Raw genomic sequence first — 24,591 nt, forward strand, 5'->3', positions numbered from 1 at the left:
CAGCCACGGTCAGGAGTGCGGATTGGCGCCCGGATTGTGATCTTCCGGGCGCCAAACCGTCGTCAACTACTTGGTGTCGGCTTTGGCCACGGCCGGCTTGGCGGAGCGGCTGCGGAAGAACGCAGCGCCGCCCAGACCCAAGCCAGCGATGCCTGCGATCAGGCCGGCCCAGCTTCGCGCCTGCGAGCCGTCGTCAGTTACAGCGGCGGCCTGCTCGGTGGAGACGGCTTCTGCAGCGTGGTGGTCGCCTGCGGCATCGGCCGCCGTGATGGTGACCGACGGTGCCGGAGCCTTGAGATCGTGCGGGTCCTGGCCCTCCTTGGCGATCTCGGACCAGTCAGTTTGGCCCGTCTCGCAGGTCTGCAGCGTGGGGAAGTAGATGGTCTTGCCCGCTGCGTCCGGCAGCTTGACCGACAAAACAAGGGCGTCGCGCAGGTGCGGATCCAACGGCGCCTTGGCCGTGTAAACGATCTGGCTGGTCCGCTTGGTGATGGTGGTGCCGTCATCCAGTTTCTTGGGCTCAGCGAGCGTCTCGGTTACCTTTTCCACGGTCCAGTTGGGGTTGACCGTGGGCTGGGCGTCGTTCAGTTCCTCAGGGAGTGAAATGGCCACTTTGGTGGTGCCGGACGTGTCGCAACCGTGGGGGATTCCAAAGGTCACCAGCGCGTACGAGTTAGCTGCGGTCTTGTTGGGGTCGGCTCCGACGTGGGCGGATGCTCCGGCCAGACCGGCCATCATCAGGGCAGCGGTTCCACCGGCGACGGCGGTAGCTGACAGGGTGCGGCGAATCGTGGATTTCATGGGAAGTGCCTTTCGGGGGCGCCGATGAAGCGGCGCGGGGTACGGGTTTGAGGCCCGTCACCATGCAAAGGCTGTGCTGTTGCAGCGCGTGATTTGTTGTGCGCAGAAGGTGCCGGGCGGAACTAAGGAAGTACGACGACGGCGGGCGGGCCGCGGCGGCTGTCTTGCCTAAGGTTCCGCCAAGGGCGGGGGATGAAGACGTCGGGTGCGCCAACTGCGACAGGCGAGGCGCCGGCGTCGGGCCTGAACACCAACGTGGGCAAGGAGAGCAACGGCCGCAGCCAGACGGCGAGTTGCCACAAGGCATCTTCACCCTTGGCCAGGACCACGGCAGAAGCAACGGTGGCGACGACGTGGCCTACAAACATCATGGTGCCGAATGCTGTGCCGAGCTCATGGGTATGTGTAGCCGCGATGTCCAGCCCGGCGCTCAAAGGTTCAGCGCCGAGGTGGTGTTTTGTTTCCTGCACGTTTGCCGATATTGGGCCCAAGGCGGTGAAAGCCTCGTGAAGCGCCAACTGTCCTGCGCCCAAGATTCCGGCCATGGTGACAAGATTCAGCTTGAACCGAGTGGCCAGCGTGGCAGCCAGGGCCGTCAGCGCAACGAGCGCCAAGAGGACCGGTGTTGTGGGAAGTTCTCCGCCACCCACAATGTGAGCTCCTGCGGCGAGAAGAACCACAATCAGCGAGATGACGCCTGAACGCAACGCATGAAAGGGTGCCCGGGGCTGTGATGTGCGCACGGGTCCTCCCTCATCTCTGTGGCCGCTGCCTGACTGTCAGCGTCTTGATTCTATCGGGAGTTCGGCGCCGACCTGGTCTCGGATTGGTGTCTATGTGGATACTTGCGCCGAGGAGTGAGCTCCCGGCGCTTTGGCAGCCTGAAAGTACCGAGAGCTACCCCTCAAGGACCGAACGAACGTTGGCTTCGGCGGCTCCGGAGCGCTTGCTGAGCCCGCAGATGAACGTCGACGGCGAAGCTCAAGTTTCAGACTCTCCTCACCGCGAGCCATGGCCCAGTGATGATTGGCAGAGAACGCCGGTTTGAACAGCCAACTCAGGCGGCGAAGCAGGGGCTTGGATGCACTAACCCGCCAGTCGTAGGTGATCACCACTTCGGGGCCGTCAGTCTCGAAGGTCCAGCGGCCGGTACCGTTGAGATCCCCTTTGGCGGTGAGCGCGAAGCCGTCCAAGGTGACGGGTTCTGTGACTGTGAGCCGCCACTTGAGCGTGTAAGGGAGCCAGCCTTTGGTGTGCAGGTCGAAGCTGGCGCCCACGCCATCCGGGCCACCTTGAGCTACGGGTGTCACGGTGAGGTAGACGGAGGGCCACCACTGTTTGAGCGTGCTTGCGTCGCCGAGGACGTTGACTACTTCCTCACGGGTTCCGGGCACACGCCACACAGTGACGAACGCGTAGTCGGTGCTTTTGCCTGTCTTGTTAGTGGTCCCGGCCATTATTGCCTCCGCGGTCAGTGCGGTTCCGAGGGTGTCTTAAGGCATCCGGGATCAATCTACGCCTGCCCACGCCGAAGGGTTAGATCTCGCGGCTTTGCGCAAGTGATAGTGCCGAGATCTCACTTCTCACGACTACCTCGCCCGCGAGGATGGTTCGATTTCCTTTGGCCCGATCCAAAACCACGCGATAGCCCCAAGAACAGGCGCAACCAGGACGATAAGAATCCAGATAGCTCGCGTCATAGGATCGAAGGCCGGGCGCTGCGCAATCTGAACTAAAGCTTTAAGCATGAGTGCAGTCATCGCGAGACCAGCGGCGCCCATCAAGAGTACGGCCCAGAATGGACCTGCGTCGTCACCAATTCTCATGTTTCCCCCCAAAACAGGGCAGCCGACAGAGCCACCGCTTGGACCTCACGGTACTCGTCCGGTCAGGGATGACAAAAGGTGTTTAGAGTTGGACCATGAGCGACACGAAGCAAGAACCTCCCCGGCTCTGTCTGGCCTGCAACGCAGACTCCTTGTTCGGCCCCCTGTATCTGTACCCGGAGACGGGGATGGGAAAGGGCGAAGTATTCGTCGCAACGTCTGGGTCTGCTCGAGCATTCGGGAAGGTGCGGACTGTGCCAATCAAGGCACTCGCCTGCCGGCAGTGTGGCAACCTTCAGCTCATCGCTGCAGACCAGGAAGCACTCTACGAGCAGTGGTCAGCTGAGCAACATCAAGGTTAACGAAGGTCTTGATGTCGGGTGGCAATCTCTCGGTGGCTTTGGCTGCCGGCCCCAACCCGTGCAGAACAAAAGGCCCCGCATCCCTCATAAACAAAGGGAAGCAGGGCCTTTCTCATTGGCGGTGACGGTGGGATTTGAACCCACGTTGGCTTTTACACCAAACAACATTTCGAGTGTTGCACCTTCGGCCGCTCGGACACGTCACCAACTGAAATAGGGTACCGGAGTTCAGCCCGGTTCCCCAAAACGAGGCCCCGCGGACCAACGGGAAGAACAGGACAAAGCACAGCCAACTTCCGTCCGCAGCGCCCCACCGATAGATTCGTAAGTACCATGACGATTTCGCGGGAACACGAACTAGAACACGAACACGAAGCTCACGCCTACTGGGTCACCGAGACGGGCGACGGCGAGCTGCGCTCCGAGACCATCGCCAAACCCCAAGAAGGCGAAGCCCTGGTCAGGACCCTGTACTCAGGTGTCAGCCGAGGTACGGAGCGAGTGGTCCACGAAGGCCGCGTCCCGGAGCGGGTGGCTGACCTGATGCAGGCCCCGCACCAGGAGGGCGACTTCCCGGGCCCGGTCAAGTACGGCTACCTGAACGTGGGCATTGTGGAAGAAGGCCCGGACGAGTGGCGGGGAAAAACGGTCTTCACCCTGCACCCACACCAAGATTTCTATGTGATTCCCACCAGCCAACTCACGGCAATCCCAGAGGAAGTCCCTACGAAACGCGCCGTTCTCACGGGCATCGTCGAAGTCGCCATTAACGCGCTTTGGGAAGCCGGGCCGAGGCTGGGAGACCGTGTCGCCGTCGTCGGTGGTGGTTTGGTGGGTGGCGTCCTGGCGACGCTCCTGCGGAAGTATCCGCTGGGCCGCCTGCAGTTGGTGGATGCGGATCCGGAGAAGCGGAAGCTGGCAGAAACCATCAACGTCGACTTCGCCGAACCAGAGAATGCAAAAAGCGACAACGACATCGTCTTCCATTGTTCCGCCTCCAACGAGGGCCTCAAGCTGAGCCTGCAACTGGCCGGCGACGACTCGGACGTGATCGAACTTTCATGGTTCGCGGACAAGGAAGTCACGCTGCCGCTCGGCGAGGATTTCCACGCCCGACGGCTCAACATCCGCTCCAGCCAAGTGGGCGCCGTCGCCCTCCCACGCAGGCACCGGCGCACCAACGCCGAGCGCCTCGAGCAGGCGGCCATCGAGCTGAAGGACCCGCTCTTCGACACCTTCCTGACCAGCGAGTGCCTGTTCCGGAACCTGCCCACCACACTGACAAAACTGTTCGAGCGGCCCGGCGGTTTCTGCCACGTGGTCGCCTACCCCCAGCCGGAGGATTAATACATGTTCAGCCTGACCGTCCGACGCCACTTCATGATCGCCCACAGCCTTCCCCGCGAAGCCTTCGGCCCAGCCCAGGGACTGCACGGGGCTACGTTCGTCGCCGAGGTCACCTTCCGCCGCCCCAATGTCAACGACGACGCGATCGTCCTGGACATCGGTGCCGCCGGCGGCATCCTCGAGGAAGTACTCGCTGACCTGAACTACAAGAACCTGGACGAGCACCCCGCCTTCAAGGGTAAACTCTCCACCACGGAGGCGCTCGCGAAGCACATTGCCGACGCCATGGCCGCCCAAATCCAGGACACCGCGGATGGTCCGGCCCTCACCGGCATTGACGTGGTCCTCCGCGAAAACCCTGACGCTTGGGCAGGCTATTCGCTGGAGCTCCCGGTCAAGTAACCCGGTAAGTAAGTGCGCATCCGCTTCCTGGTCCCGGGGAACGTCCGGCACGGCTCCGGCGGCAACAAGTACAACGCCAAGCTCGCCGAGCACCTGACCGCCTTGGGCGTCACCGTTGAGACAATAACGGTCGACGGCGAATGGCCGGTCGGGAGCCTCGCGGACCGGCAACGTCTCGCTGACATGCTCGACGGCGGCACAACAGTGATTGCCGACGGACTGGTAGCGAGTGGGGCTCCGGACGAGATCTCCGGCGCGATCAACGCCGGAACCCAGGTGTGGATACTGTCCCACATGGCGTTGGCGGACCACCCCGAGCTTGAGGAAAAGGCGTTGGCTGCCGCCACGGGAATCATCTGCCCCAGCGCCCATGCAGCGGCTGAGCTCGAGACGAGGCATGGGACGCAGAGGATGGTCATCGCCGCGCCCGGGGCCGACAAAGCAGACCTCGCCGAGGGATCGCAGCCACCGCATATAGTCGCCGTCGCGGCGTTGCTTCCCAACAAGAGCCAGCTCGAACTCGTGGAGTGCCTGGCCACCCTGCAGGACGTGGAATGGTCCGCAGCCCTCATCGGCTCGGAGAACGCTGACGCGAGCTACGCAGCCGAGGTGAGGGCCGCCGTCGAGCATTACGGGCTGGAGAACCGCATCAAGGTGACAGGTGAACTGACCGGCCCAACCCTCGAAGCGCAGTGGCACAAAGCGGACCTCAGCGTCCTTCTCTCGCGCTCCGAGAGTTTCGGCATGGTGGTCACGGAATCGCTGGCTCATGGCGTCCCCGTGCTTGTGCGGCAGGGGACCGGTGCTGTGGAAGCCCTCGGCCACGCAGAGGCAGGCGCCGCGCTGGACCTGACGCAGGAAGGCACCCTGACCACCACGCTAAGGACCTGGCTCACCGATCCAGCCCTGCAGCACGCCTGGCGCAGCAACGCCCTCCGAGCCCGCGAACACCTCAGCGGCTGGGACACCACGGCCGCCGCCGTCCTGGAGGCGCTCCAACCCCCTACGAGCTAGGGCACCCGGTGCGTTGCGAAAAAGTCCTTCAGCAAGGCTGAGCATTCTTCCTCACGAACCCCCGCGTAGACCTCTACCCAGTGGTTGAGCCGGCGCTCGCGGAGGATGTCGAACACGGAGCCCACCGCGCCTGCCTTCTCATCCCACGCACCAAATACAACGCGCGGAATCCGGGCCAGGACAATGGCCCCGGCACACATTGAGCAGGGCTCAAGGGTGACCACCAGGGTGCAGTCTTGAAGCCGCCAGCCGTCATCGGAGGCACCGGAATCCTGAGCGCGCTGGCGCAACGAAGCAGCGGCCTGGCGAATCGCCACAACCTCGGCGTGGGCGGTCGGGTCCCCGTGCGCTTCCCGTTCGTTGCGTCCGGAACCCAGCACGCCGCCGTCGGGCCCCAACACCACGGCACCAATGGGTACGTCGTCAGTTTTCAACGCCAACCGGGCTTCGTTCAGGGCAAGGCCCATCCAGGCCATGTGGTCTGCGTGATACGGCTCGGTGGCGCTCATGTCTCAATGATAGTTTTGGGGGATGCGCACACTCGTCGTGGACCACCCGCTGGTCGCTCACAAGCTCACCGTTCTGCGGGATAAGAACACCCCTTCACCGGTCTTCCGGCAGCTCACTGAAGAACTCGTCACCCTCCTGGCATATGAAGCCACCCGCGAGGTCAAGACGCAGCCAGTAGAGATCGAAACCCCCGTCACCACCACCATTGGCACGGCTTTCACCAAGCCCACTCCGCTGGTGGTCCCCATCCTGCGCGCGGGCCTTGGCATGCTCGAGGGCATGACCAAGCTGGTCCCCACTGCCGAGGTTGGCTTCCTGGGCATGGCCCGCGACGAAGAAACCCTGGACATCATCACCTACGCCGAGCGCCTCCCCGAGGACCTCACCGGCCGCCAGATCTTCGTCCTTGACCCCATGCTTGCTACTGGTGGCACCCTGCGTGAGGCCATCAAGTTCCTCTTCAAGCGTGGCGCCTCGGACGTGACGTGCATCTGCCTGCTGGCCGCTCCGGAGGGATTGTCCAAGCTGGAAGAAGAGCTTTCCGACGCCAACGTGAAGATCGTCCTGGCCTCGATTGACGAGAAGCTCAACGAGAAGTCGTACATCGTGCCTGGCCTGGGCGACGCCGGAGACCGCCTCTACGGCGTAGCGGGTTAAGAAAGCCCCCTACCGGTTTTCATCGGGCTTCGTTAGCCTGTGGCGCATGGACTGGAAACTTGAACTGGTGTTTGTCCCTGTCTCCGACGTCGACCGCGCGAAGGATTTCTACGTCAACAAGGTTGGTTTCAACGCCGATTTCGATGAGCGTCCCATGGACGGCATCCGCTTCGTGCAGCTGACACCGCCGGGCTCGGCGTGCTCCATCGCTATCGGGGAGGGTCTCAGTGACGCCCCTCCCGGAACAGCGCCAAGCCTCCAAGTGGTGGTGGCGGACATCAACAAGGCACATGAGCAACTCAAGGCCAACGGCGTGGACGTCAGCGATATCGACGTCCAGGATTGGGGTCACTTCGTCTATTTCGCGGACCCTGACGGCAATAAATGGGCGGTGCAGTACCTCCCGCAGCGGCCCAACGGCTAAGTCACACTTCGGCACCACCCCATGAGCGTGCGGCAGGATGGAACCATGAGCCATCCTGCCGATCCCGCCGCCCACACTGGACCCGCTGCCCAATCCTCAGTGCTGACCGTCCGTGCCGTTCTCTTCGACATGGACGGCACACTGGTGGATTCGACGGCGATAGTTGAGCAAGTGTGGCTCGAGTTCAGCCAGCGGTACGGCCTGGATTTTGACGAGATCCTGCGCACTTCCCACGGCGTCCAAGCCGGGGATACTGTTCGCCGGTACGCGCCGGCCGGTGCAGATTTTGAGGCTTTGACCGCTGAGCTCGGCCAGATGGAGCGTTCCCGGACCGATGGGGTGATCGCCCTTCCCGGGGCCGAGGCCCTCCTGGCGGGACTTCCTGATGAGGCCATCGCCTTGGTCACCTCCGCGGACCGGATCCTTGCGGAGATCCGTATGCAGGCGGCGGGGCTCGCCATGCCATCCACCGCGGTCACCGCCGAGTCAGTCACCCGCGGAAAGCCGCACCCGGAGGGCTATCTTAAGGCGGCGGCGCTCCTGGGAGCCGACCCTGCCGACGTCGTGGTTTTCGAGGACGCGCCTGCCGGTATTGCGGCGGCCCGTGCAGCGGGGATGCGGACCGTTGTGGTGGGCAAGGCCGCTGCCACGCACAATGCGGAACTGGAACCGGGTATGTGGCGGATCCCGGATTACTCGGCAGTGACGGTCACCGCAGTGAAGGACGACGACGGCGGGCACCTCCTGACGCTCACCCTCTAATTGCGCTGGGCTGCTGAGGCAACGCGTCGCTCACTTTCTTCCCAACCCATTTCAGGCTGTTCCAAGCGCTGAACCGGGCGTAGGCTGTGCGCATGTCTGCGATGCCGGAGGCGTACGGTGCTGCATTGGAGCGGGCCATGGTCCACGCCGGTGACTGGCTGGCGTCTGTTCCCACACGTTCCGTCCGCCCTTCCACTGACGCCGACCAGGTAGCCGAGAGCATCCTGGCGCGTCTCCCCGACGGGGCCACTGATGCGGCAGAAGTTGTTGATGAGCTCGCCGCACTTGCTGAACCCGGACTCATGGCGATCCAGTCCGGGCGATTCTTTGGGTGGGTCATGGGCGGAACACTGCCCGCTGCCATGGCCGCCGATTGGCTGGTCTCCGCCTGGGACCAGAACACCGGGCTCCGGTTCGCCACCCCTGCGGCTGCAGCCATCGAGGAATCTGCCGCTGCCTGGCTTCTGGACCTCCTTCACCTGCCCTCAACAGCCGACGTCGGATTCACCACGGGCGCCACCACGGCGAATTTCGTAGGGCTGGCGGCAGGTCGTCAGTACCTGATGGACGAGGCAGGCTGGGACCTCCAAGCCCTTGGCCTCAGTGGAGCACCGCGCATCACAACCTTCGCAGGCCGGGAACGGCACGCCGCAGTGGATCTGGCGTTGCGATACCTCGGCTTGGGCGCCTGCGTTCCGGTAGATGCCGACGACGAAGGCCGGATCTTCCCCGATGCCCTGGCCCAGGCGATGGATCAGCAACCCGGCCCATCGTTGGTTTGCCTGCAAGCGGGCAACCTCCACTCCGGGGCCTTTGACCCCATGGAGGAAGCCATAGCCGTGGCCCATGATCGTGGAGCGTGGGTCCACGTGGACGGCGCCTTTGGTTTGTGGGCCGCTGTGAGCCCGACGCTGCGTGCCCGGTTGGCCGGTGTGGAGGATGCCGATTCGTGGGCAACGGACGCGCATAAAACCCTCAACGTCCCCTACGACTGTGGGCTGGCCATCGTGGCGCGCCCGGAAGCCTTGCGGCGCGCCTTCAGCGTGCACACGAGCTATCTCATTGCCACGGATGCCGGACCGGGGGACCCCTTCGAGAAGGTCCCGGAAATGTCGCGCCGTGCTCGTGGCATTCCGGTGTGGGCCGCACTCAGGCAACTGGGCCGGGACGGCGTGATCTCCATGGTGGAGCGTCTGGCGGCGAACGCCCGTGCCTTGGCTGAAGGGCTGTCCGCGATCCCTGGCGTGGAGGTGCTCAACGACGTCGTGTTCACGCAGGTTTCGGTGAGCTTCGGCAGCGACGATCGCACGCACCGTGTCACCCAGCGCCTCATGGCGGAGGGGGCTGTGTGGATGTCCGGTTCGTCGTGGCGCGGCCGGGAAATCCTGCGCATCTCGGTGAGCAACTGGACCACTGATGCCGGTGATGTCGCCGCGTCCATTGCTGCGGTGCGTGGTGCTGTGAAGGCCGAACCGGAGGCGTAGCGTTCCAGGCGGTGGACAGCGCCGGAGGTCAGCACCGCTGAGCTCCGCGGCCCAGCTCGGCGCGTAGCCCGTCGATGGGGATTGTCCCGCGGTGCAGCTTCCTTGTCAGTTTCGCCAGCCTTTTGAGGTCGGTCAGGAGGGTGCGTACGACGTCGATGCCCGAGTCGGGATCGTCGGTCCAGTCGAGGGGGACCTCATGAATGCGCAGAGCACAGCGTTCGGCGATGATCAGGAGCTCGGTATCAAAGAACCATGCGTCATCGCCGGTGTGGGGGAGCAACTGATGGGCGACATCGGCACGTATGGCCTTGAAGCCGCACTCCGCATCGGAGAAGCGTGCACCGGTGAGCACGCGCAGCAGAAAATTGTATGCGCGCGCAACGACGTCACGGCGGTGGCTGAATCTCCCCTGCGAACCTCTTGCCAGCCGCGTGCCGACGGCGAGGTCCGAGTGGCCGGAGATCAGTGGGGCCAGAAGGGGTGCCACGGCCGAAAGGTCGAGGGACAAGTCCAGGTCCACGTACGCAAGCAGGGGAGACGGAGAGGAAAGCCAGACCCGGCGGAGCGAGTTTCCGCGGCCCCTTAGATCCAGATGGACCACCTTGATCTCCGGGAGTTCCCTCGCCAGACGTTCGGCGATCCTCAGGGTGCTGTCCGTGCTGGCGTTATCCGCCACAGTGATCCGGAAGGTGTGCGGCAACGTGTCCATGAGGTGCCCGTGGAGCCTGCGCAACTGCTCTTCCAGGCGGGCTTCCTGATTGGACACGGGGATGGCGATGTCCAGGACGGGAACCGGCGCGCGTGTGTCCACGGGGGAGCGCTGCAGCTGCTGGTGGAGTACCGGCCGGGGATCTGTAAGCGTCATGCTTCCAGAATGGCGCCGCCGAATATGAGTGCTTTAGGCGGAAGCTGTGACCCCACTGTGAACCATGGGCCGTGCCTGTGAACCGGGGGAGCACCTGTGAAACGGCAAAAGCCGCGCCCGTTCCCGCCATCCGCTCCAGTGGGTACTGGTGCGAACGGCGGCAACGGGCGCGGCAATCAAGCAGTCTGGCTTAGTACCAGTTGTTGGCCAAGTGGAAGCCCAGAGCGGCGGACGGGGATCCGTAGCGCTCCTTGATGTAGTTCAGGCCCCACTTGATCTGGGTCTGGTAGTTGGTCTGCCAGTCAGCACCAGCTGAGGCCATCTTGCCGGCCGGCAGGGACTGGACGATTCCGTAGGCGCCGCTCGAAGCGTTCGTGGCAGTGGTCTTCCAGTTGGATTCCTTCTCCCACAGGGTGTTCAAGGCAGTCATCTCAGCTGCGCTCCAGCCGTAGTTGCCCAGGATGCTGAGTGCGTACGCCTTGGCAGCAGCGGGGTCGTCCACGGCTTTCGGGGCGGCAGCAGCAGCTGCAGCTTCCGCGGCGGCGGCGGCAGCAGCGGCGTCGGCGGCTTGCTTGGCAGCAGCGTCAGCGGCGGCCTTCTCAGCGGCCGCTTGGGCGGCGGCCTGGTCAGCGGCTGCCTTCTCGGCAGCGGCCTGCGCGGCTGCTGCCTGGTCAGCGGCAGCCTTCTCGGCGGCGGCCTTCTCAGCAGCTGCCTTGTCCGCGGCAGCCCGGTCGGTTGCGCCCTTGGCGGCGGCAGCATCCAGGGAAGCGGCGATTTCAGCTGACTTGTTGGTGCTGACCTGCGCGGCGGCCTGGGTCCCGGCAACGCGGCTCGCCTCAGGGAGGGTCAGTGCGGCGTTTGCGGCGGTTCCGAGCGATGCAACGCCCAGTGCGGCCGCTACGACACCGGCTACAACTGACATGCGGTGGCCGGACTTGCCCTGGCGGGCGGCGTTCTTGAGGACAGCTTGCGACTTGGTCAACGGTGCGTTGTGTTCGTCGCGGTGACGCGCGGAAGGGCGCGACTGATCGTTAAATTCAGACATGTGATTACCTCTCAGCGCCTGCGGAGTTAGCTGTCGGGTTCGGATGAGGTCATCCGGCCGCGCATCACGCTGCGGCTTCACCCCAAGGACCGGCAAAATGCCTGGGTCCGGAGACTCTGGGTCCCCCGTCTCTGCCTCGGAGAAAGAACGGACTCCGGGAAGTGGCAGAGCTCGGCGCATCCCGGATGTGGGCCTGCTTGGGGCGACCCACCCTTTCGACGGTACAGGAGGTTTCCCGAGAAGTCACATTTAGGTAACAGAGATCACGGCGCCGGTGAGTCGCCTTGCCGGATTCGTTATGCGAGTTCGCTGCCGACGGTGGGAAGCCGGAGGGCGAACTCGGTACGGCCCGGCCGTGAGGTCACTTCCACGGTGCCACCATGGGCGGCAACAATCGAATCCACAATGGACAAGCCGAGTCCGGAGGTGCCTTCGGAGCCTGACCTTGCGGCGTCAGCGCGGGCAAACCGGGAGAATATGCGGCCCTGAAAATCGTCCGGAATGCCCGGGCCATTGTCCGTCACGGTGACCACGGCGCTGCCATCAGCGGAGAGCATGACGCCCGTGACCACGGTGGTGCCGGGGTCCGTGTGTTTGCGCGCATTGGACAGAAGATTGGCCAGCATCTGGTGCAGTTGCGCTGCATCGCCGCGGACCGTCACAGGTTCATCGGGGAGCTGGAGCTGCCAGATGTGGTCCGGTGCCATCACTTTTTCGTCACTGACGGTTTCGATCACCAACTGGGTGAGGTCCACGTCCTCGACTTTCACGGGCTGGCCCTCGTCCAGCCTGGCCAACAACAGAAGATCCTCCACCAGGGTGGTCATGCGTTCGGATTGGCTTTGCACACGCGCCAAGGACCTCCTGCCGTCATCGGTGAAAGTCTCGGTCATCCTCAGCAACTCGGTATAGCCACGGATCGCGGTGAGCGGTGTGCGGAGTTCGTGCGATGCATCAGCGACGAACTGTCGCACCTTGGTTTCGCTTTCCTGCCGTGCCTCCAGTGCGTTGGAGACGTTGTTCAGCATCAGATTCAAAGCATGGCCGACGCTGCCCACTTCCGTTCCGGGATGAGCGGCCGACGCCGGTACGCGCACCGCTAGTGCCACCTCACCGGCGTCGAGAGGTAGGCGCGAAACCTTGGTGGCTACCTCGGAGAGCTGCTCCAGCGGCCGCATGGTCCGCCGGATAATCACGGTTCCCGCGAGTCCGATCAGCACCAATCCGCCCAACGAAACCAGCACCATGGTCCACACCAGGGAGGCCTCGGCGCTTTGCTTGTCCGCCAGAGGCAAACCTGTCACGATCACGTCGCCGTTGGTGTCCACTGCCACCAGCCTGTAATCGCCGTTGGACAGGGACCGATCCACGGGAAGGTTGTCCTTGGGGAGCGACAACAGGACTTGCTCGTCGGCTGCGGAGAGTGAAACGCGGTTTCCTTGGGCGTCGATCAGCCCGGAACTTCTCACGGTTGATCCATCGATCCTCGCATTGAGCGTACCCGCGGCCTGGCCGCGCGCTTCCAGCGGGTCAGGCCTTCCGGAGGGGTTCGTGGGAAAGTTCGACGGCGGCCTGCCGAAGTCATTCGCGCGGCTGGACGCCTGCTCCAATTGCCTGTCGAGCTGCTTGTTAAAAACCATGTCCATGGACGCGTAGCTGACCACGCCGACGGCTCCACAAATGGCGACCAACAGGGCCATTGCCACCAGGACCAGCCGGGTGCGCAAATGCCAGGTGGACGGGTTGAGCCAGCTGCGCTGTGAGTTTCCTGAGCTTCTGGCCACTCCTGAAAGCGTGCTCAACGCCTAGTCCGCTGGCTTGATGACGTATCCGGCGCCACGAATGGTGTGGATCATGGGCGGATGGTTGGCTTCGATCTTCTTGCGCAGGTAGGAGATGTATAGCTCCACAATGTTGGCCTGGCCACCGAAGTCGTAGTCCCACACGCGGTCAAGGATCTGGGCTTTGCTGACCACCCGTTTGGGGTTCTCCATGAGGTAGCGCAAAAGCTCAAACTGTGTGGCAGTGAGCGGGATGTCCTCGCCGGCCCGGGTGACTTCGCGGGTGTCCACGTTCAGGGTGAGATCACCCACCACAAGCTCGGCAGTGTCCATGGCGGCCACCCCGGAACGCTGGACAAGGCGGTGGAGGCGAAGGAGGACTTCTTCCATGCTGAACGGTTTGGTGACGTAGTCGTCACCACCGGCGGCGAGTCCAACGATCCGGTCCTGCACGGCATCCTTCGCCGTGAGGAACAGTGCCGGAACTTCCGGGGCGAAGGTGCGGATGCGGTTGAGGACTTCCACGCCGTCGAAGCCCGGGAGCATGACGTCCAGGACCAGCACGTCAGGGCGGAAGTCCTTTGCAAGCTTCACAGCCTCGGGACCGTCGCCGGCCACGGCCACGGACCACCCCGCCATCCGCAGGCCCATGCTCATGAGCTCGGCGAGGCTTGGTTCGTCGTCCACCACCAGGGCGCGGATCGGGGAACCGTCCGGGTGGGACAGCTGGGGGAGGTTGTTGGTCATGGAGTGCGAGGAGGCCATGGGACAACTCTCCGTTCTGCTGGTTAGCCAGCGCTTTGCCGGTCCTGTGAGGACGCTGTGAAGTCAACACTAGCGAGGAGGGAGAATCAGGACACCCTTTCCGCGGCTGTACTTGAGGCGACGTGGCGTCAGGTTCTACGGCTTGTAGCAGATTTTTCAGGAAAATTTGTTGGCGGAGGCTTTCCGCGATTGGACAACAAATGTTTCAGATCGTGAGATTCCGCTGCGCGGCGGTTCACGGGAAGGACGGTGCACATCATGCCCGATCCGCCGAATAATATTCACTTTCCGGCGAATATTTCTCTCTGCGACCGAATGAAATGCCATTCATTTATACCCTCGGCTGAATTGTGATTTGCGGCACAATAGACCTCTGTGTCTCAAAATGTGGACGGTTCGGCGCTTTGTTACTTGCGTGTTGCCATTGTTACGTTGCACACTTCCAATGTGAACAAGAACTCAACAGCACCTGCAGCCGCAGCAACCTGGCCCAGCACACCCGCTGGCCATGATGACCGCTGTTGTCGAATGCAAGCCTAACTTTCCACCCCAAGAAGTTTCAGGCATTCGCCCCCTAGCCCAGCGTTGGGCGCCCCTCCCCAAACTCATTGCGGGGACAACCAGCATTCGAAGCCGCGATGACGGCTATTCACTTTTGAGGTAAGCACTCCATGTCAGTTGCATCTGGATACGTCCACATCTCCGTCCGTAACGCCAACAAGGCCGCATCGAACGCAGGGCTTCGCCCCGGCTTCGGTAACCGCCCCGGATACTCTCCGGCACCGCAAGGGGCCGGTCAGCAGGCCCCCGGTTACGTACCGCAGGGCTACAACCCCAACTCCTACGGCCAGCTGCGCGCCGTCCCCACGGCAGAGCCGGCACCCATGACTGCCCCCACACCCGTGATTGCGCAGTCGGACAAGCTCCGCCCCGTTGCCAACGACAACGTGGCCCGCGGATTCGTCCTGTACATGGGTATTGACGAAGACACCGCAGCCGCGGCAGGAACGTCCATCGCCAAGCTCGCCCAGGAAATCCGGGCCTACGCACAGTCCCTCGTGACCGGCGCGGAGAGCTACGCCGCCGTCGCAGTTGCCCCCGCCGGGGCACCCGGCTCAGCACTCGACGTCGTGCGTTCCACCTTCGGCGACCCCACCGTCGCCGCACGCCAGCGCACCGAAGCTGCCCGCCCCGCGCCCCAGCAGGAATCCCGCCCCTCCGGCGTGCTGATTGACCTCGCACGCCGCGAAGTGCACCTCGACGGCGAATCCCTGAACCTGACGTTCAAGGAATTCGAACTCCTCAACTACCTCGTTGAAAACGGCACCCGCACCGTGGGCCGCGACGAGCTGCTTGAAGGCCTGTGGCGCAACGCCGAAGAGGTGCCCAACGAGCGCACCATCGACGTCCACATCCGGCGCCTCCGCTCCAAGCTCGGCCGCCTCGCCAACACTGTCCGCACGGTCCGCGGCCAGGGCTACCGTTTCTACGAGCACCCCGAAGTTATCGTTTGGGCCGCTCCGGAATACTCGATCTAAGCACCACGCAGCCCGGGAGGGTACTGGCCTCGGCGGAAGCCCGCGCTGCGTGGGGTCCTGACCCTCTTTGATCTGCCAACAGCCCTTGGGCAACCACATCAGGTTGACCAAGGGCTGTTCTCTTCCCAAAGAAGGTCAGGAGGCCCCGGGGGCCAGTCAGGAAGCCCGAGCAGCCTGCGGCGGATAGGGTTGGGTTATGAGTGACCATCACATTAAGCGCCTGGTGATCATGCGGCATGCCAAGGCTGATTGGCCTACGGGTGTGCCTGATCATGAGCGTCCCTTGGAGGAGCGCGGGCACCGGGAGGCTCCGCTGGCCGGTAAATGGTTGCTCCAGAACGGTGTGGTGCCTGATTTCATTCTGTGCTCGTCAGCATTGAGAACCCGCCAGACCTGCACGTGGGTATGCGACGAGTTGGGCGACAAAGCGCCCACCCCCAAACTTGAGGACGGCCTGTACTCTGCTTCGGCCAACCGCATGTTGACGGTCATCAACCATGTTCCGGACACCGTGACCACGCTGATGGTTATTTCGCATATGCCGGGCGTCCAGGATCTTGCCATGCACCTGGCCTCCCGCGACTCTGACCACGATGCCTACATGGATGCCGCAACCAGATACCCAACGAGTGCGTTGACGGTCCTGGAAACGGAAAAATCGTGGGCTGAGCTGGATGGGCAGGACGCCCGGCTGACGCACTTCACGGTTCCCCGCACATAGGTTCTGCGCCGGGCCGCGAACGCAGCTCCCGCGAACGCAGCTCCCTAGTGCGAGGTTTCAGGGTCTCCGTAGGCCAGCTGCGGCATGCACATGCAGCGGATCTCGAACACCGGCAGGCCTGCGGCTTCTTCGCCGTGCCCGGTGGCGATCAGGTGTTCGCCGTCGAACATGTACACCGGCAATTGCGGTGCCAGGTATTCGTTGTAGCGGCTGGGATAAACCCACTGACCACGGATGTCGAACGCCGGAAGTGCATAGGGGTCCCGCCGGTTATGGGCGCTCGGATAAAGTCCGTCGTCGATCATGACGTAGCTCACCAGGCCATACGTGTGATGGTGGTTCATGTCCGTGGGAAAGAGGATTGCTTCCACAGTGCGGGCCCCTTCGAGGAGTCGACGGCCGCGCTCCGGGCTGGCGCGGCGGCTAGGTAAGGTTAGCCTAAGCTAACAGATGCCCGGCCGTCGAATGTTCCACTGTGTGACGTTGATCGCCCCTGGTTATCCCTGGGGCAGGGGCAACTCTCCTGCCACCTCGCGAAGCATTCGAACGGCGATCCGGATATTGGGGCTGGCCGTCATGGTCTTCCGATACACCACGCCTACAGAACGTTGCTGGGCGGGGTTGATCACCGGAATGGCAACCACTCCGTCGGGAAGTGGAGGCCTGCCGAGTCGCGGAACCAGTGCCACCGCCACGCCTTGCTCCACCATGGCCACGTGGGTGGAAAAGTCGGGATCGTAAATGCGGATGTCGGGGACCTTGCCAAGTCCTGCAAAGATCTGCAGCAAAGCCTCGTTGCAGATGGCGCCCGCCGGGGTGCTGATCCACGTCTCGTTGAGTAAATCTTCACGCTCGACGGCGGCGCTTCCGGACAGCGCGTGCGTGCTGTTGACGAGGACATCGGCTTGGTCGATGCAAAGGTCCTCTAGAACCAGGTTCTCCGGGATCACCAGGGGCACCGAGTTCCAGTTATGGACTACCGCGAGCTCCGCTTCGCCGGAGGCAACCCTTTGCACTGCCTCGCGGGGATCCTCGGCCAGTACGGTGACGTCCAGAGTGGAGTGAGCGGCTGCCATGCGCCCCAGCATCGGCCCCACCAGGCCTCGGCAGGCTGTGGAAAAAGCAACGAGCCTCAGCAGGCCGGAAGGTTTCGCGGGATCGGCCAGCAAGGTGGCCTGGAGTTCTTCGAGCTCGCCCAGGATCCGCCTGCCATAACCCGCCAAGGCCAGGCCGCGCTCTGTGAGGAGCACTCCCCGGCCGTTGCGTTCCAGGACAGTGACGCCGGTTTGCTTCTCGAGTTTCTTGATCTGCTGCGACACTGCGGATGGGCTGAAACCCATGACGTCCGAGGCTGCCACAACAGAGCCGTGCTGCTCAACGGCCACTAAGGCCCTCAATGCCGAGATATCGATCATGAAGCAAATCTACGCTGTTCCATGTTGAATTCAACGCTGGTGCTTCAACCAAATCAGGGCCAGAGTGTACTTGTGAACCTTCGCCACTCCGCCCTTGCTATTGCAGTCGCCGTCCTATGGGGCATCAACTTCGTCGCCATTGACCTCGGCCTGCACACGAACGGCAGGGAAGTCCCGCCGCTGCTCTTCGTCGCCATGCGCTTCCTGCTGGTGGTGTTTCCCTTCATCCTGTTCATCCGCAAACCCGAGGTGGGCTGGAAGGCGATTCTCGGCGTCGGGCTCTTCATGAGCGCCGGCCAATTCGGTCTCCTGTATTTGGGCATGGCCCTCGGGATGCCTGCGGGATTGGCTTCGTTGGTCCTGCAGGCGCAGGTTCTGTTCACCATTGTGATTGCAGCGAGAGTCCTCGGTGAACGGCCGAGCCGACGCCAAATGGCTGGGGTGGTGCTGGGCGTTGCCGGCCTGGCAGTGGTGGCGTTGGGTCGCAGTGCCGTGGCCCCTGTTCTTCCGCTCATGATCGTCCTGGCCGCAGCGTTGTCCTGGGCGGTAGGCAATGTGGTGGCCCGGCACTCCAAAGCCGCCTCCGGCCTGGGCCTGGTGGTGTGGTCTGGCGCGGTGGTTCCGGTCCCGTTGGCTGGTTTGTCGCTGATGGTGGACGGGCCGGACACCGTGTGGGCCACCCTCAGCGACCTGCAGCCGGCCACCATCCTGAGCGCCATCTACACGGCCGTGTTCGCGTCCCTGATCGGCTACGGCATCTGGAACCGGCTGTTGTCGCTGTACCCGAGTTCCGACGTCGTGCCCTTCACGCTCCTGGTCCCGGTGGTGGGGATGACGGCGGCCTGGCTGGTCCTCAACGAGATTCCCACGCTGACCGAAATTCTTGGCGGACTGATCCTGCTCCTGGGAGTTGCCACCGCAGTGCTCGGCGCTGGACGCAAAATCCGTCCCCAAACTCCCGTTGTGAGGCCCGCTCTGCATCCCTAAATCCCCCGAAGGCACGCAGAGCGGGCCCCACAACGCGGGGAAGTCAGCGCAGCGAGAAGATGGTCCTGTGCCAGTCCTTTTCGGTGACGTCCTCCAACTCGAACATCACGTGTTTGACCTGGGTGTACTCCTCAAACGAGTAGGCGGACATGTCCTTGCCGAAGCCGGATTGCTTGAAGCCTCCATGGGGCATCTCGGAAATGATCGGAATGTGGTCGTTGACCCAGACGCAACCGGCCTTGATCTCGCGGGTAGCCCGCAGAGCCCGCTGGAGGTTGGTGGTCCAGGCGGAGGCGGCCAGACCGTAGACGGTGTCGTTGGCCAGATGGATGGCTTCGTCGTCGGTGTCGAAGGGAAGGACTACTAGAACGGGGCCAAAGACCTCGTCCTTGACGATTTCCGAGTCCGGCGCCGCATCAATCACCAGTGTGGGCCGGTAGAAGGCGCCGTTTTCCAAACCACCTTCCGTTGGAGCGTAGCCCCCTGCCATCACTTTGCTGTATCCGCGGGCGCGCTCCACCATTGCCGCCACATGGTCCCGCTGCTTGAAGGAAACCAAGGGGCCGAGGTCCGCGTCGGTGTCCGCGGGGGCGCCAAGGACAATTCCCTCAAAGCGGGAGGCCACCTTCGCGACGAATTCCTCGTACACGCTGCGGTGCACAATAGCCCGTGTGGCAGCGGTGCAATCCTGGCCGGTGTTGATCAGTGAGCCGGCCACCGCGCCATGCACGGCAGCGTCCAGATTGGCGTCATCGAACACCACGAAGGGTGCCTTGCCGCCCAATTCAAGGTGCACCCGCTTGGCGTTGACGGCAGCAGCTTCCAGCACGGTGCGTCCAACGGCGGTGGATCCTGTGAAGGAGACCATGTCCACGTCCGGGTGCCGCATGAGTGCTGCCCCTACGGTGGCGCCGTCGCCCACCACCACGTTCACCACGCCGTCGGGCAGTCCCGCATCACTGAGCGCCTGCGCGAACATCAGGGACGTCAGCGGGGTGATCTCGGCGGGTTTGAGAACTATGGTGTTGCCGGCCGCGATGGCTGGAAGGACCTTCCACGCCGCCATTTGCAGCGGGTAGTTCCAGGGGGCGATGGACCCCACCACACCTATGGATTCCCGGCGGATGGAGGAGGTGTGCTGAGGCGAATACTCCGCGGTGGCCTTGCCTTCGAGGTGCCGTGAAGCTCCTGCGAAGAAGTCGATGTTGTCGATGGTCCCGGGGACGTCGAACTCGCTGGTCAGGCGCAGGGGTTTGCCCGTCTGCGAACTTTCAACCCGGGCGAATTCCTCGGCGCGATCTTCCATGATGCGGGCGAATTTCTGCAGGATGCCAGCGCGTTCTCCCGGGGCTGTCCGGGACCAGCCAGGGAAGGCGCTGCGTGCGGCTGCCACCGCCGACTCCAGATCCTCCAGTGAAGCGAGTCCCACTGTTTCCACCACCTCCGAGGTGGCCGGGTTGATGACGTTGAGGCTGTTTCCGGAGGTGCCGGAGAGCAGTTTTCCGTTGATGAACTGGTGCATGGGGGTACCGTGCTTTCCCTGCCGGGCGTCGCTGTCCGGGCAGTGCTGAATGAACGACGCCGGGTGGTGGCGTTCGTGCGGGGGTGGGGGCGTTGCTGGTCAAGCAGCCGGTCAGGCCTGCTTGCTGCTTTCCCGTTCGGCGCTGTCCAGGATGGCCGCAAGGCCGGCCTGGAATGCTTTGAGGGAGTCGAGGTTTTGCAGTGCTGCGTGGTGCTTTTCAAGCAGCGGGTGCCCGGTGATGCGTGTGAAAACCCTGGGGTTGAGCCAGGGATCGTGGCCCTCGGAATCGGGGAGCCGCTGGATTTCCACTGCTATTCCGGCGCCGAGTGCAAGGGTGTAGCTCTCCAAGGCCGCGTAGTAGTGCACCACGCGATCCTCTGCCAGCCCCGCGTCGGTGAGGCATTGCAGAACGAACTCGATCGCCTTCAACTCGCCGGGGCCGTAGGTGTCCGTGGCGAACGATTCGCTCCCCAACGACGGATGCTGCATGAAGGCTTTGAGGAGTTCGTCGAGGTACGCCTCCAGCCGGGCACGCCAGTGGTGATCCCGTGCGGTGGCCAGTGTGCGCTCCACGGACATCATGAACAGTTGGTCCAGGGCTGCCCTGACAATTGCGTCCCGGTTCCGGAAGTGACGGTAGACGGCGGTGGCGTCCACCTCGAGTTCTTGTCCCAGCCGGCGGACTGTTAGCCGTTCCCCGAGTTCCAGGCTCGAAATCCGCAGGACGGCGTCAATGATGGTGGCGGGGTCCAGGCGCGTACGGCGGTCCGTCGACTGTGCTGGCTGCACCATCAGTTGTCCGCCTTCCATGCGATCCCCGGTTGAATATCAACCTACATGATTCATGGCCTCCTCCTTTCGAGGTCCAGTCAAAGTCTTTGTCAGCATTGATGTCAACACTGTTGACTTTAATGTGATCCGGCTCATAGTGTGTCTCGCAGAGTTGAATTTCCCTCGAAAGGACTCCACCGTGCACGCAGAGATTTTGTTTGAGAACGGGTGGGTATACACCGGCAACGACGCCGGACCCCTCCGCGTAAACCTGGCACTAGCCGGAGGCCGGATCATCGCCGTCGGAACACCCGAGGACGTCAACGGAACTGTCACCCCGGAGACCCGCAGAGTGGATCTGCAAGGTCAACTGGTGGTACCCGGCTTCCAGGACGCCCACATCCACCCCATCTTCGCCGGGATCGAGTTGCTTCAGTGTGACCTGACGGAGACCACCAGCGCAGAAGAGGCGGTGGCACGTGTTGCCCGCTACGCGGCGGAAAACCCTGACGAACCCTGGATCCTGGGCGCCGGATGGTCCATGGACTTCTTCACCGGAGGCACTCCCACGCGTGACCTGCTGGACGCCGTGGTGCCGGACCGGCCCGTTTACCTCATCAACCGGGACCACCACGGGGCATGGGCCAACACCGCAGCTTTTGCGGCCGCGGGAATCAGCGCGGAAACGCCTGACCCGGAGGGCGGACGGCTGGAACGCGAAGAGGACGGGACGCCGGCGGGCACAGTTCATGAGGGGGCTATGGACCTCTTCAATGCGGCCAAACCGGCAGTGCCTTACGAGTTGGCGTACCAGGGCCTGCTCGCGTCCCAGGAACTGCTCCTGGCGCAGGGCATTACTGCCTGGCAGGACGCTTGGGTTCCCATCCCGGAGGGTGAACACGCCGATCACTTGGACGTCTACATGAACGCGGCCAAAGCAGGAGACCTCAAAGCCCGGGTCACCGCATGTCAGTGGTGGGACCGCACGGCCGGGATGGGCCAGCTGGACGCGATCGTGGAACGCCGGGATAGGACCGCCAGCACTTTCGATCACCTTCAGCTCAACGCCAACACCGTCAAAGTCATGGTGGATGGTGTGGCCGAGAACTACACAGCCGCCATGCACCACGTCTACCTCGACCACCATGGACACCACACGGACAACCGGGGCATCGAGTTCTTCGAACCGGATGAGCTGAAGGAATTCGTCACCGCCATTGACGCATCCGGCATGCAGGTTCACTTTCACGCACTGGGAGACCGCGCCGTGACTGACGCCTTGGACGCGCTCGAGGCAGCGCGGAACAGCAACGGGCCAAACGATCAACGGCACCACCTGGCCCACCTGCAGATGGTCCGCAGCGAGGATGTTCCCCGTTTTGCCGAACTGAATGCGGCGGCCAACATGCAGGCTCTCTGGGCCTGCCACGAAGAACAGATGGACACCCTGACCCTGCCGTTCCTTGAGCCTGGCGCCGAGGAAAGGCACTACCCCTTCGGCGAACTGGCGACGGCCGGCGCCCGCTTGGTGGCAGGAAGCGACTGGCCGGTCTCCACGGCGGACCCCATCGCGGCCATCCACGTCGCAGTCAACCGCGCAGCACCGGAGGAGGACCTGCCCCCGCTCGGTCCTGAATCACAAAAGCTCAGCCTCAAACAGATCCTGGATGCCTACACTCATGGCTCCGCCTGGATCAACCATCTGGACGCTGAAACGGGCACGTTGGAACCGGGAAAACTCGCAGACCTTGCGGTTCTGGACCTGAACGTCTTTGACCTCCCGGCGGAGGAACTACACCGTGCGGTGGTGACGCAGACGTGGATTGGGGGCGAATGCGTCTATGACCGCGCAACAGCCCGGGATCAGCACGTCGAGCCCGCGCCGGTGATGCCATGAAACCGCCAGCAGCGTCCCTGCCAGCGAAAGGTGCCGTGCGCTCCAAACAGCGGACGACGCCGTCGCGCATCACCGCGGTGGGTGTCGCCGCCGTCGTGGCCGGCTTGGTTCTGGGCGGCTGTGGCGTCCGGCCCGCCAGCGTGACGGACGCCGCGGGCGGAGCCAAGTTCACCATGTCCGACTCCACTCCGGCCCCAAGCAAAGAGATCGATAACTTCAACTGGGCCATGTACGCGGAGCCGTTCTCCCTGGATTACGCGTACGCCTTCGACTACCCGGACAACACTGTCCTGTCCAATGTGTGTGAGTCGCTGTTCCGTTGGAACGCGGACCTCTCCACGTCGCCGGGCCTGGCCACCCGCGTGGAGAATCCGGATCCGTTGACGTGGGTTTACACCATCCGGCAGGGCGTGAAGTTTCACGACGGCAGCGAGATGACCGCAGACGATGTTGTGGCCTCCCTGAGCCGCCACGTGGACCCCGAAGTGGGCTCCTTTTGGGCCTCTGCCTACCAGAACGTGGAGTCAATCGAGAAGACCGGCGACTTCCAGGTCACAGTGACCACCACCAAGCCGGATTACGTGTTCAACGCGTCCTTGGTGGGTGCCACTGGCGTGGTGGAGTCCGCGAAAACGCTGGAAACGGCGGGCAAGGATTACGGTAACTCAAGCACCGGCGTGAACTGCACCGGACCCTTCAAATTCGAGCAATGGGAGGCCGGGGAGAGCATCACCATCAAACGGTTCGAGGACTACTGGGACCCGGAACTCAAAGCCAAATCAGCCCAGGTGACGTTCAAGATGCTGCCCGATGCCACGTCCCGGATCAACGCGTTCCAGACCGGCGAAATAGACGGTGGCTTCGCGATCCCGTCCAATGCCATGGACATCCTGAAGGCCAACAAAGACGCCGGGTCGCTGTACTTCGGCGAGGATACGTCGGTGCAGAGCATGGTCTTCACCAACCTCGCCGGCACGTTCAAGGACGTCCGGGTCCGCAAGGCGTTGATGATGGCCATCAATCGTGAAGCCTTGATCAAGGCGGCCGAGCAGGGCTATGCGAAGAAAACGGACGCGTTAACCACTAAAAGTGTGTGGAAGGACGTACAGTCCCAGACTGCGGACGAGGCTTTCGACGGGTTGCTGTCCACGCCCTATGACCTGGAAGAAGCGAAGAAGCTCGTCAAGGAAGCAGGGGCCGAGGGCAGCAAGTTCGTCTTCGCCACCGCCTCACTGAACGCAGCATTCGACATCACGGCCCGGGCCATTGCATCCGCGGCCAAGGAGATCGGCCTGGACCCTGAAATCCAGACCATGTCCAACGACAAATACACCACCCTCTTCTCCGACCCCGAGGCCCGCAAGAACGTGGACCTCCTGGTGACGTCCTGGTACCTCTCCAGCACCGAGCCCCTGGAAATGTACAGCGTGCTGCGCACCGGCGATTTCAGCAACTATGGCGGCTGGAGCAACCCGGAATTTGATGATCTGGTCAACACCGCGTACACCGTGCAGGACCCGGACGCCCGGGGCAAGCTGACTGGCCAGGCCGCCAAGCTGGCCGCCGATGACGTGGTGTGGGGGCCGCTCTATGAGACCGTCACGTCCATGTGGCTGGGCAAGCGCATCACCGGGGCGGACCCGTCCATCAACTACATGTACTTCCCGTGGGCAGCCCAGATAGGAGGTCGCTGAC

At 63.2% G+C, this 24,591-nt stretch carries 26 protein-coding genes, 1 tRNA gene and 1 riboswitch; of the genes, 13 read left to right on the forward strand and 14 right to left on the reverse strand.

All coding sequences use genetic code 11. The features are described 5' to 3' along the window. Window positions 1-66 precede the first annotated feature (66 nt). The 4 genes from ACIQH5_RS12665 to ACIQH5_RS12680 form a co-directional block, all read right to left on the reverse strand. The gene (locus tag ACIQH5_RS12665; RefSeq protein ID WP_400403686.1) at window positions 67-801 is read right to left on the reverse strand and encodes a YcnI family protein; all 735 of its coding nucleotides are present in this window, start codon (window positions 799-801) and stop codon (window positions 67-69) included. Between the two features lie 122 nt (window positions 802-923). Beyond that, complete coding sequence (locus ACIQH5_RS12670) at window positions 924-1,544, reverse strand: hypothetical protein (RefSeq protein ID WP_400403689.1); 621 nt, start codon at window positions 1,542-1,544, stop codon at window positions 924-926. A gap of 90 nt (window positions 1,545-1,634) precedes the next feature. Continuing rightward, complete coding sequence (locus ACIQH5_RS12675; protein ID WP_400403692.1) at window positions 1,635-2,258, reverse strand: SRPBCC family protein; 624 nt, start codon at window positions 2,256-2,258, stop codon at window positions 1,635-1,637. A gap of 132 nt (window positions 2,259-2,390) precedes the next feature. Then, entirely contained in the window at window positions 2,391-2,627 is a 237-nt protein-coding gene (locus ACIQH5_RS12680; protein WP_400403695.1) for a PLD nuclease N-terminal domain-containing protein, read from the reverse strand. Window positions 2,628-2,722: 95 nt separating this feature from the next. Between ACIQH5_RS12680 and ACIQH5_RS12685 the strand changes: the two genes are divergently transcribed. After that, window positions 2,723-2,989, forward strand: a complete 267-nt coding sequence (locus ACIQH5_RS12685; protein WP_400403698.1) for a hypothetical protein — start codon at window positions 2,723-2,725, stop codon at window positions 2,987-2,989. Window positions 2,990-3,105: 116 nt separating this feature from the next. On the opposite strand, the gene ACIQH5_RS12690 is transcribed toward ACIQH5_RS12685, so the two are convergent. After that, window positions 3,106-3,195: transfer RNA gene (locus ACIQH5_RS12690), tRNA-Ser, on the reverse strand. A 127-nt stretch (window positions 3,196-3,322) separates the two neighbouring features. On the opposite strand from ACIQH5_RS12690, the gene ACIQH5_RS12695 reads away from it, so the two are divergent. From ACIQH5_RS12695 to ACIQH5_RS12705, 3 genes are read left to right on the forward strand one after another with little or no spacing between them, the layout of a single operon-like run. Continuing rightward, complete coding sequence (locus ACIQH5_RS12695; RefSeq protein ID WP_400403700.1) at window positions 3,323-4,336, forward strand: zinc-binding alcohol dehydrogenase; 1,014 nt, start codon at window positions 3,323-3,325, stop codon at window positions 4,334-4,336. Between the two features lie 3 nt (window positions 4,337-4,339). Continuing rightward, window positions 4,340-4,738: a 6-carboxytetrahydropterin synthase gene (locus ACIQH5_RS12700; protein WP_024819572.1), complete on the forward strand. Its 399-nt coding sequence runs from the start codon at window positions 4,340-4,342 to the stop codon at window positions 4,736-4,738. A 12-nt stretch (window positions 4,739-4,750) separates the two neighbouring features. Further along, window positions 4,751-5,752, forward strand: a complete 1,002-nt coding sequence (locus tag ACIQH5_RS12705; RefSeq protein ID WP_400403702.1) for a glycosyltransferase family 4 protein — start codon at window positions 4,751-4,753, stop codon at window positions 5,750-5,752. Here the strand turns inward: ACIQH5_RS12705 and ACIQH5_RS12710 are convergent. Next, window positions 5,749-6,261 carry a nucleoside deaminase gene (locus ACIQH5_RS12710; protein ID WP_400403705.1) on the reverse strand — a complete coding sequence of 171 codons (513 nt, stop codon included), beginning with the start codon at window positions 6,259-6,261 and terminating at the stop codon, window positions 5,749-5,751. The genes ACIQH5_RS12705 and ACIQH5_RS12710 overlap by 4 nt on opposite strands. A gap of 22 nt (window positions 6,262-6,283) precedes the next feature. On the opposite strand from ACIQH5_RS12710, the gene upp reads away from it, so the two are divergent. The 4 genes from upp to ACIQH5_RS12730 all read left to right on the forward strand — a co-directional run bounded on the left by upp (window position 6,284) and on the right by ACIQH5_RS12730 (window position 9,589). Next, a complete protein-coding gene (upp, locus tag ACIQH5_RS12715; RefSeq protein ID WP_017198151.1) occupies window positions 6,284-6,919 on the forward strand; it encodes a uracil phosphoribosyltransferase in 636 nt (211 codons plus the stop codon). Between the two features lie 46 nt (window positions 6,920-6,965). Beyond that, window positions 6,966-7,343 carry a VOC family protein gene (locus tag ACIQH5_RS12720; protein WP_026005392.1) on the forward strand — a complete coding sequence of 126 codons (378 nt, stop codon included), beginning with the start codon at window positions 6,966-6,968 and terminating at the stop codon, window positions 7,341-7,343. Between the two features lie 45 nt (window positions 7,344-7,388). Then, on the forward strand, window positions 7,389-8,105 hold the full coding sequence (locus ACIQH5_RS12725) for an HAD-IA family hydrolase (RefSeq protein ID WP_400403709.1): 717 nt from the start codon (window positions 7,389-7,391) through the stop codon (window positions 8,103-8,105). A gap of 92 nt (window positions 8,106-8,197) precedes the next feature. Then, window positions 8,198-9,589 (forward strand): pyridoxal phosphate-dependent decarboxylase family protein, encoded by a 1,392-nt coding sequence (locus ACIQH5_RS12730; RefSeq protein WP_400403712.1) that lies wholly within the window; start codon window positions 8,198-8,200, stop codon window positions 9,587-9,589. A 28-nt stretch (window positions 9,590-9,617) separates the two neighbouring features. Here the strand turns inward: ACIQH5_RS12730 and ACIQH5_RS12735 are convergent, their stop codons facing one another. From ACIQH5_RS12735 to ACIQH5_RS12750, 4 genes are all read right to left on the reverse strand, one after another. Next, on the reverse strand, window positions 9,618-10,454 hold the full coding sequence (locus ACIQH5_RS12735; RefSeq protein WP_400403714.1) for a glycosyltransferase: 837 nt from the start codon (window positions 10,452-10,454) through the stop codon (window positions 9,618-9,620). A 190-nt stretch (window positions 10,455-10,644) separates the two neighbouring features. Continuing rightward, window positions 10,645-11,499 carry a hypothetical protein gene (locus ACIQH5_RS12740; protein WP_400403717.1) on the reverse strand — a complete coding sequence of 285 codons (855 nt, stop codon included), beginning with the start codon at window positions 11,497-11,499 and terminating at the stop codon, window positions 10,645-10,647. Between the two features lies 1 nt (window position 11,500). Further along, window positions 11,501-11,686: riboswitch (cyclic di-AMP (ydaO/yuaA leader) on the reverse strand. A 109-nt stretch (window positions 11,687-11,795) separates the two neighbouring features. Then, on the reverse strand, window positions 11,796-13,301 hold the full coding sequence (locus ACIQH5_RS12745; RefSeq protein ID WP_400403720.1) for an ATP-binding protein: 1,506 nt from the start codon (window positions 13,299-13,301) through the stop codon (window positions 11,796-11,798). A gap of 3 nt (window positions 13,302-13,304) precedes the next feature. Then, window positions 13,305-14,045: a response regulator transcription factor gene (locus ACIQH5_RS12750; RefSeq protein ID WP_024819582.1), complete on the reverse strand. Its 741-nt coding sequence runs from the start codon at window positions 14,043-14,045 to the stop codon at window positions 13,305-13,307. Between the two features lie 671 nt (window positions 14,046-14,716). Between ACIQH5_RS12750 and ACIQH5_RS12755 the strand changes: the two genes are divergently transcribed. Both ACIQH5_RS12755 and ACIQH5_RS12760 read left to right on the forward strand, forming a co-directional pair. Continuing rightward, on the forward strand, window positions 14,717-15,583 hold the full coding sequence (locus ACIQH5_RS12755) for a winged helix-turn-helix domain-containing protein (protein ID WP_024819583.1): 867 nt from the start codon (window positions 14,717-14,719) through the stop codon (window positions 15,581-15,583). Window positions 15,584-15,779: 196 nt separating this feature from the next. Then, the gene (locus tag ACIQH5_RS12760; protein ID WP_400403724.1) at window positions 15,780-16,304 is read left to right on the forward strand and encodes a SixA phosphatase family protein; all 525 of its coding nucleotides are present in this window, start codon (window positions 15,780-15,782) and stop codon (window positions 16,302-16,304) included. A gap of 44 nt (window positions 16,305-16,348) precedes the next feature. Here ACIQH5_RS12760 and ACIQH5_RS12765 read toward each other — a convergent pair whose 3' ends face one another. Both ACIQH5_RS12765 and ACIQH5_RS12770 read right to left on the reverse strand, forming a co-directional pair. After that, window positions 16,349-16,675: a hypothetical protein gene (locus ACIQH5_RS12765; protein WP_400403726.1), complete on the reverse strand. Its 327-nt coding sequence runs from the start codon at window positions 16,673-16,675 to the stop codon at window positions 16,349-16,351. Window positions 16,676-16,801: 126 nt separating this feature from the next. After that, window positions 16,802-17,719 (reverse strand): LysR family transcriptional regulator, encoded by a 918-nt coding sequence (locus ACIQH5_RS12770; RefSeq protein WP_400403729.1) that lies wholly within the window; start codon window positions 17,717-17,719, stop codon window positions 16,802-16,804. Window positions 17,720-17,740: 21 nt separating this feature from the next. Here ACIQH5_RS12770 and ACIQH5_RS12775 point away from each other — a divergent pair, with 21 nt between their 5' ends. Next, window positions 17,741-18,706, forward strand: a complete 966-nt coding sequence (locus ACIQH5_RS12775) for an EamA family transporter (protein WP_400403732.1) — start codon at window positions 17,741-17,743, stop codon at window positions 18,704-18,706. Between the two features lie 43 nt (window positions 18,707-18,749). Here the strand turns inward: ACIQH5_RS12775 and ACIQH5_RS12780 are convergent, their stop codons facing one another. Both ACIQH5_RS12780 and ACIQH5_RS12785 read right to left on the reverse strand, forming a co-directional pair. After that, on the reverse strand, window positions 18,750-20,228 hold the full coding sequence (locus tag ACIQH5_RS12780) for a gamma-aminobutyraldehyde dehydrogenase (RefSeq protein ID WP_400403734.1): 1,479 nt from the start codon (window positions 20,226-20,228) through the stop codon (window positions 18,750-18,752). Between the two features lie 111 nt (window positions 20,229-20,339). Beyond that, the gene (locus tag ACIQH5_RS12785) at window positions 20,340-21,020 is read right to left on the reverse strand and encodes a TetR/AcrR family transcriptional regulator (RefSeq protein WP_400403737.1); all 681 of its coding nucleotides are present in this window, start codon (window positions 21,018-21,020) and stop codon (window positions 20,340-20,342) included. Window positions 21,021-21,198: 178 nt separating this feature from the next. On the opposite strand from ACIQH5_RS12785, the gene ACIQH5_RS12790 reads away from it, so the two are divergent. Both ACIQH5_RS12790 and ACIQH5_RS12795 read left to right on the forward strand, forming a co-directional pair. Beyond that, window positions 21,199-22,896, forward strand: coding sequence for an amidohydrolase (locus tag ACIQH5_RS12790; protein ID WP_400403740.1), 1,698 nt, complete (start codon window positions 21,199-21,201; stop codon window positions 22,894-22,896). Then, entirely contained in the window at window positions 22,893-24,590 is a 1,698-nt protein-coding gene (locus ACIQH5_RS12795) for an ABC transporter substrate-binding protein (RefSeq protein WP_400403742.1), read from the forward strand. The genes ACIQH5_RS12790 and ACIQH5_RS12795 overlap by 4 nt, the downstream gene beginning before the upstream one ends. Window position 24,591 lies beyond the last annotated feature (1 nt).

Origin of the sequence: Paenarthrobacter sp. NPDC091711 (assembly GCF_044756605.1) — a bacterium.
In the GTDB taxonomy this organism is placed as follows: Bacteria; Actinomycetota; Actinomycetes; order Actinomycetales; family Micrococcaceae; genus Arthrobacter.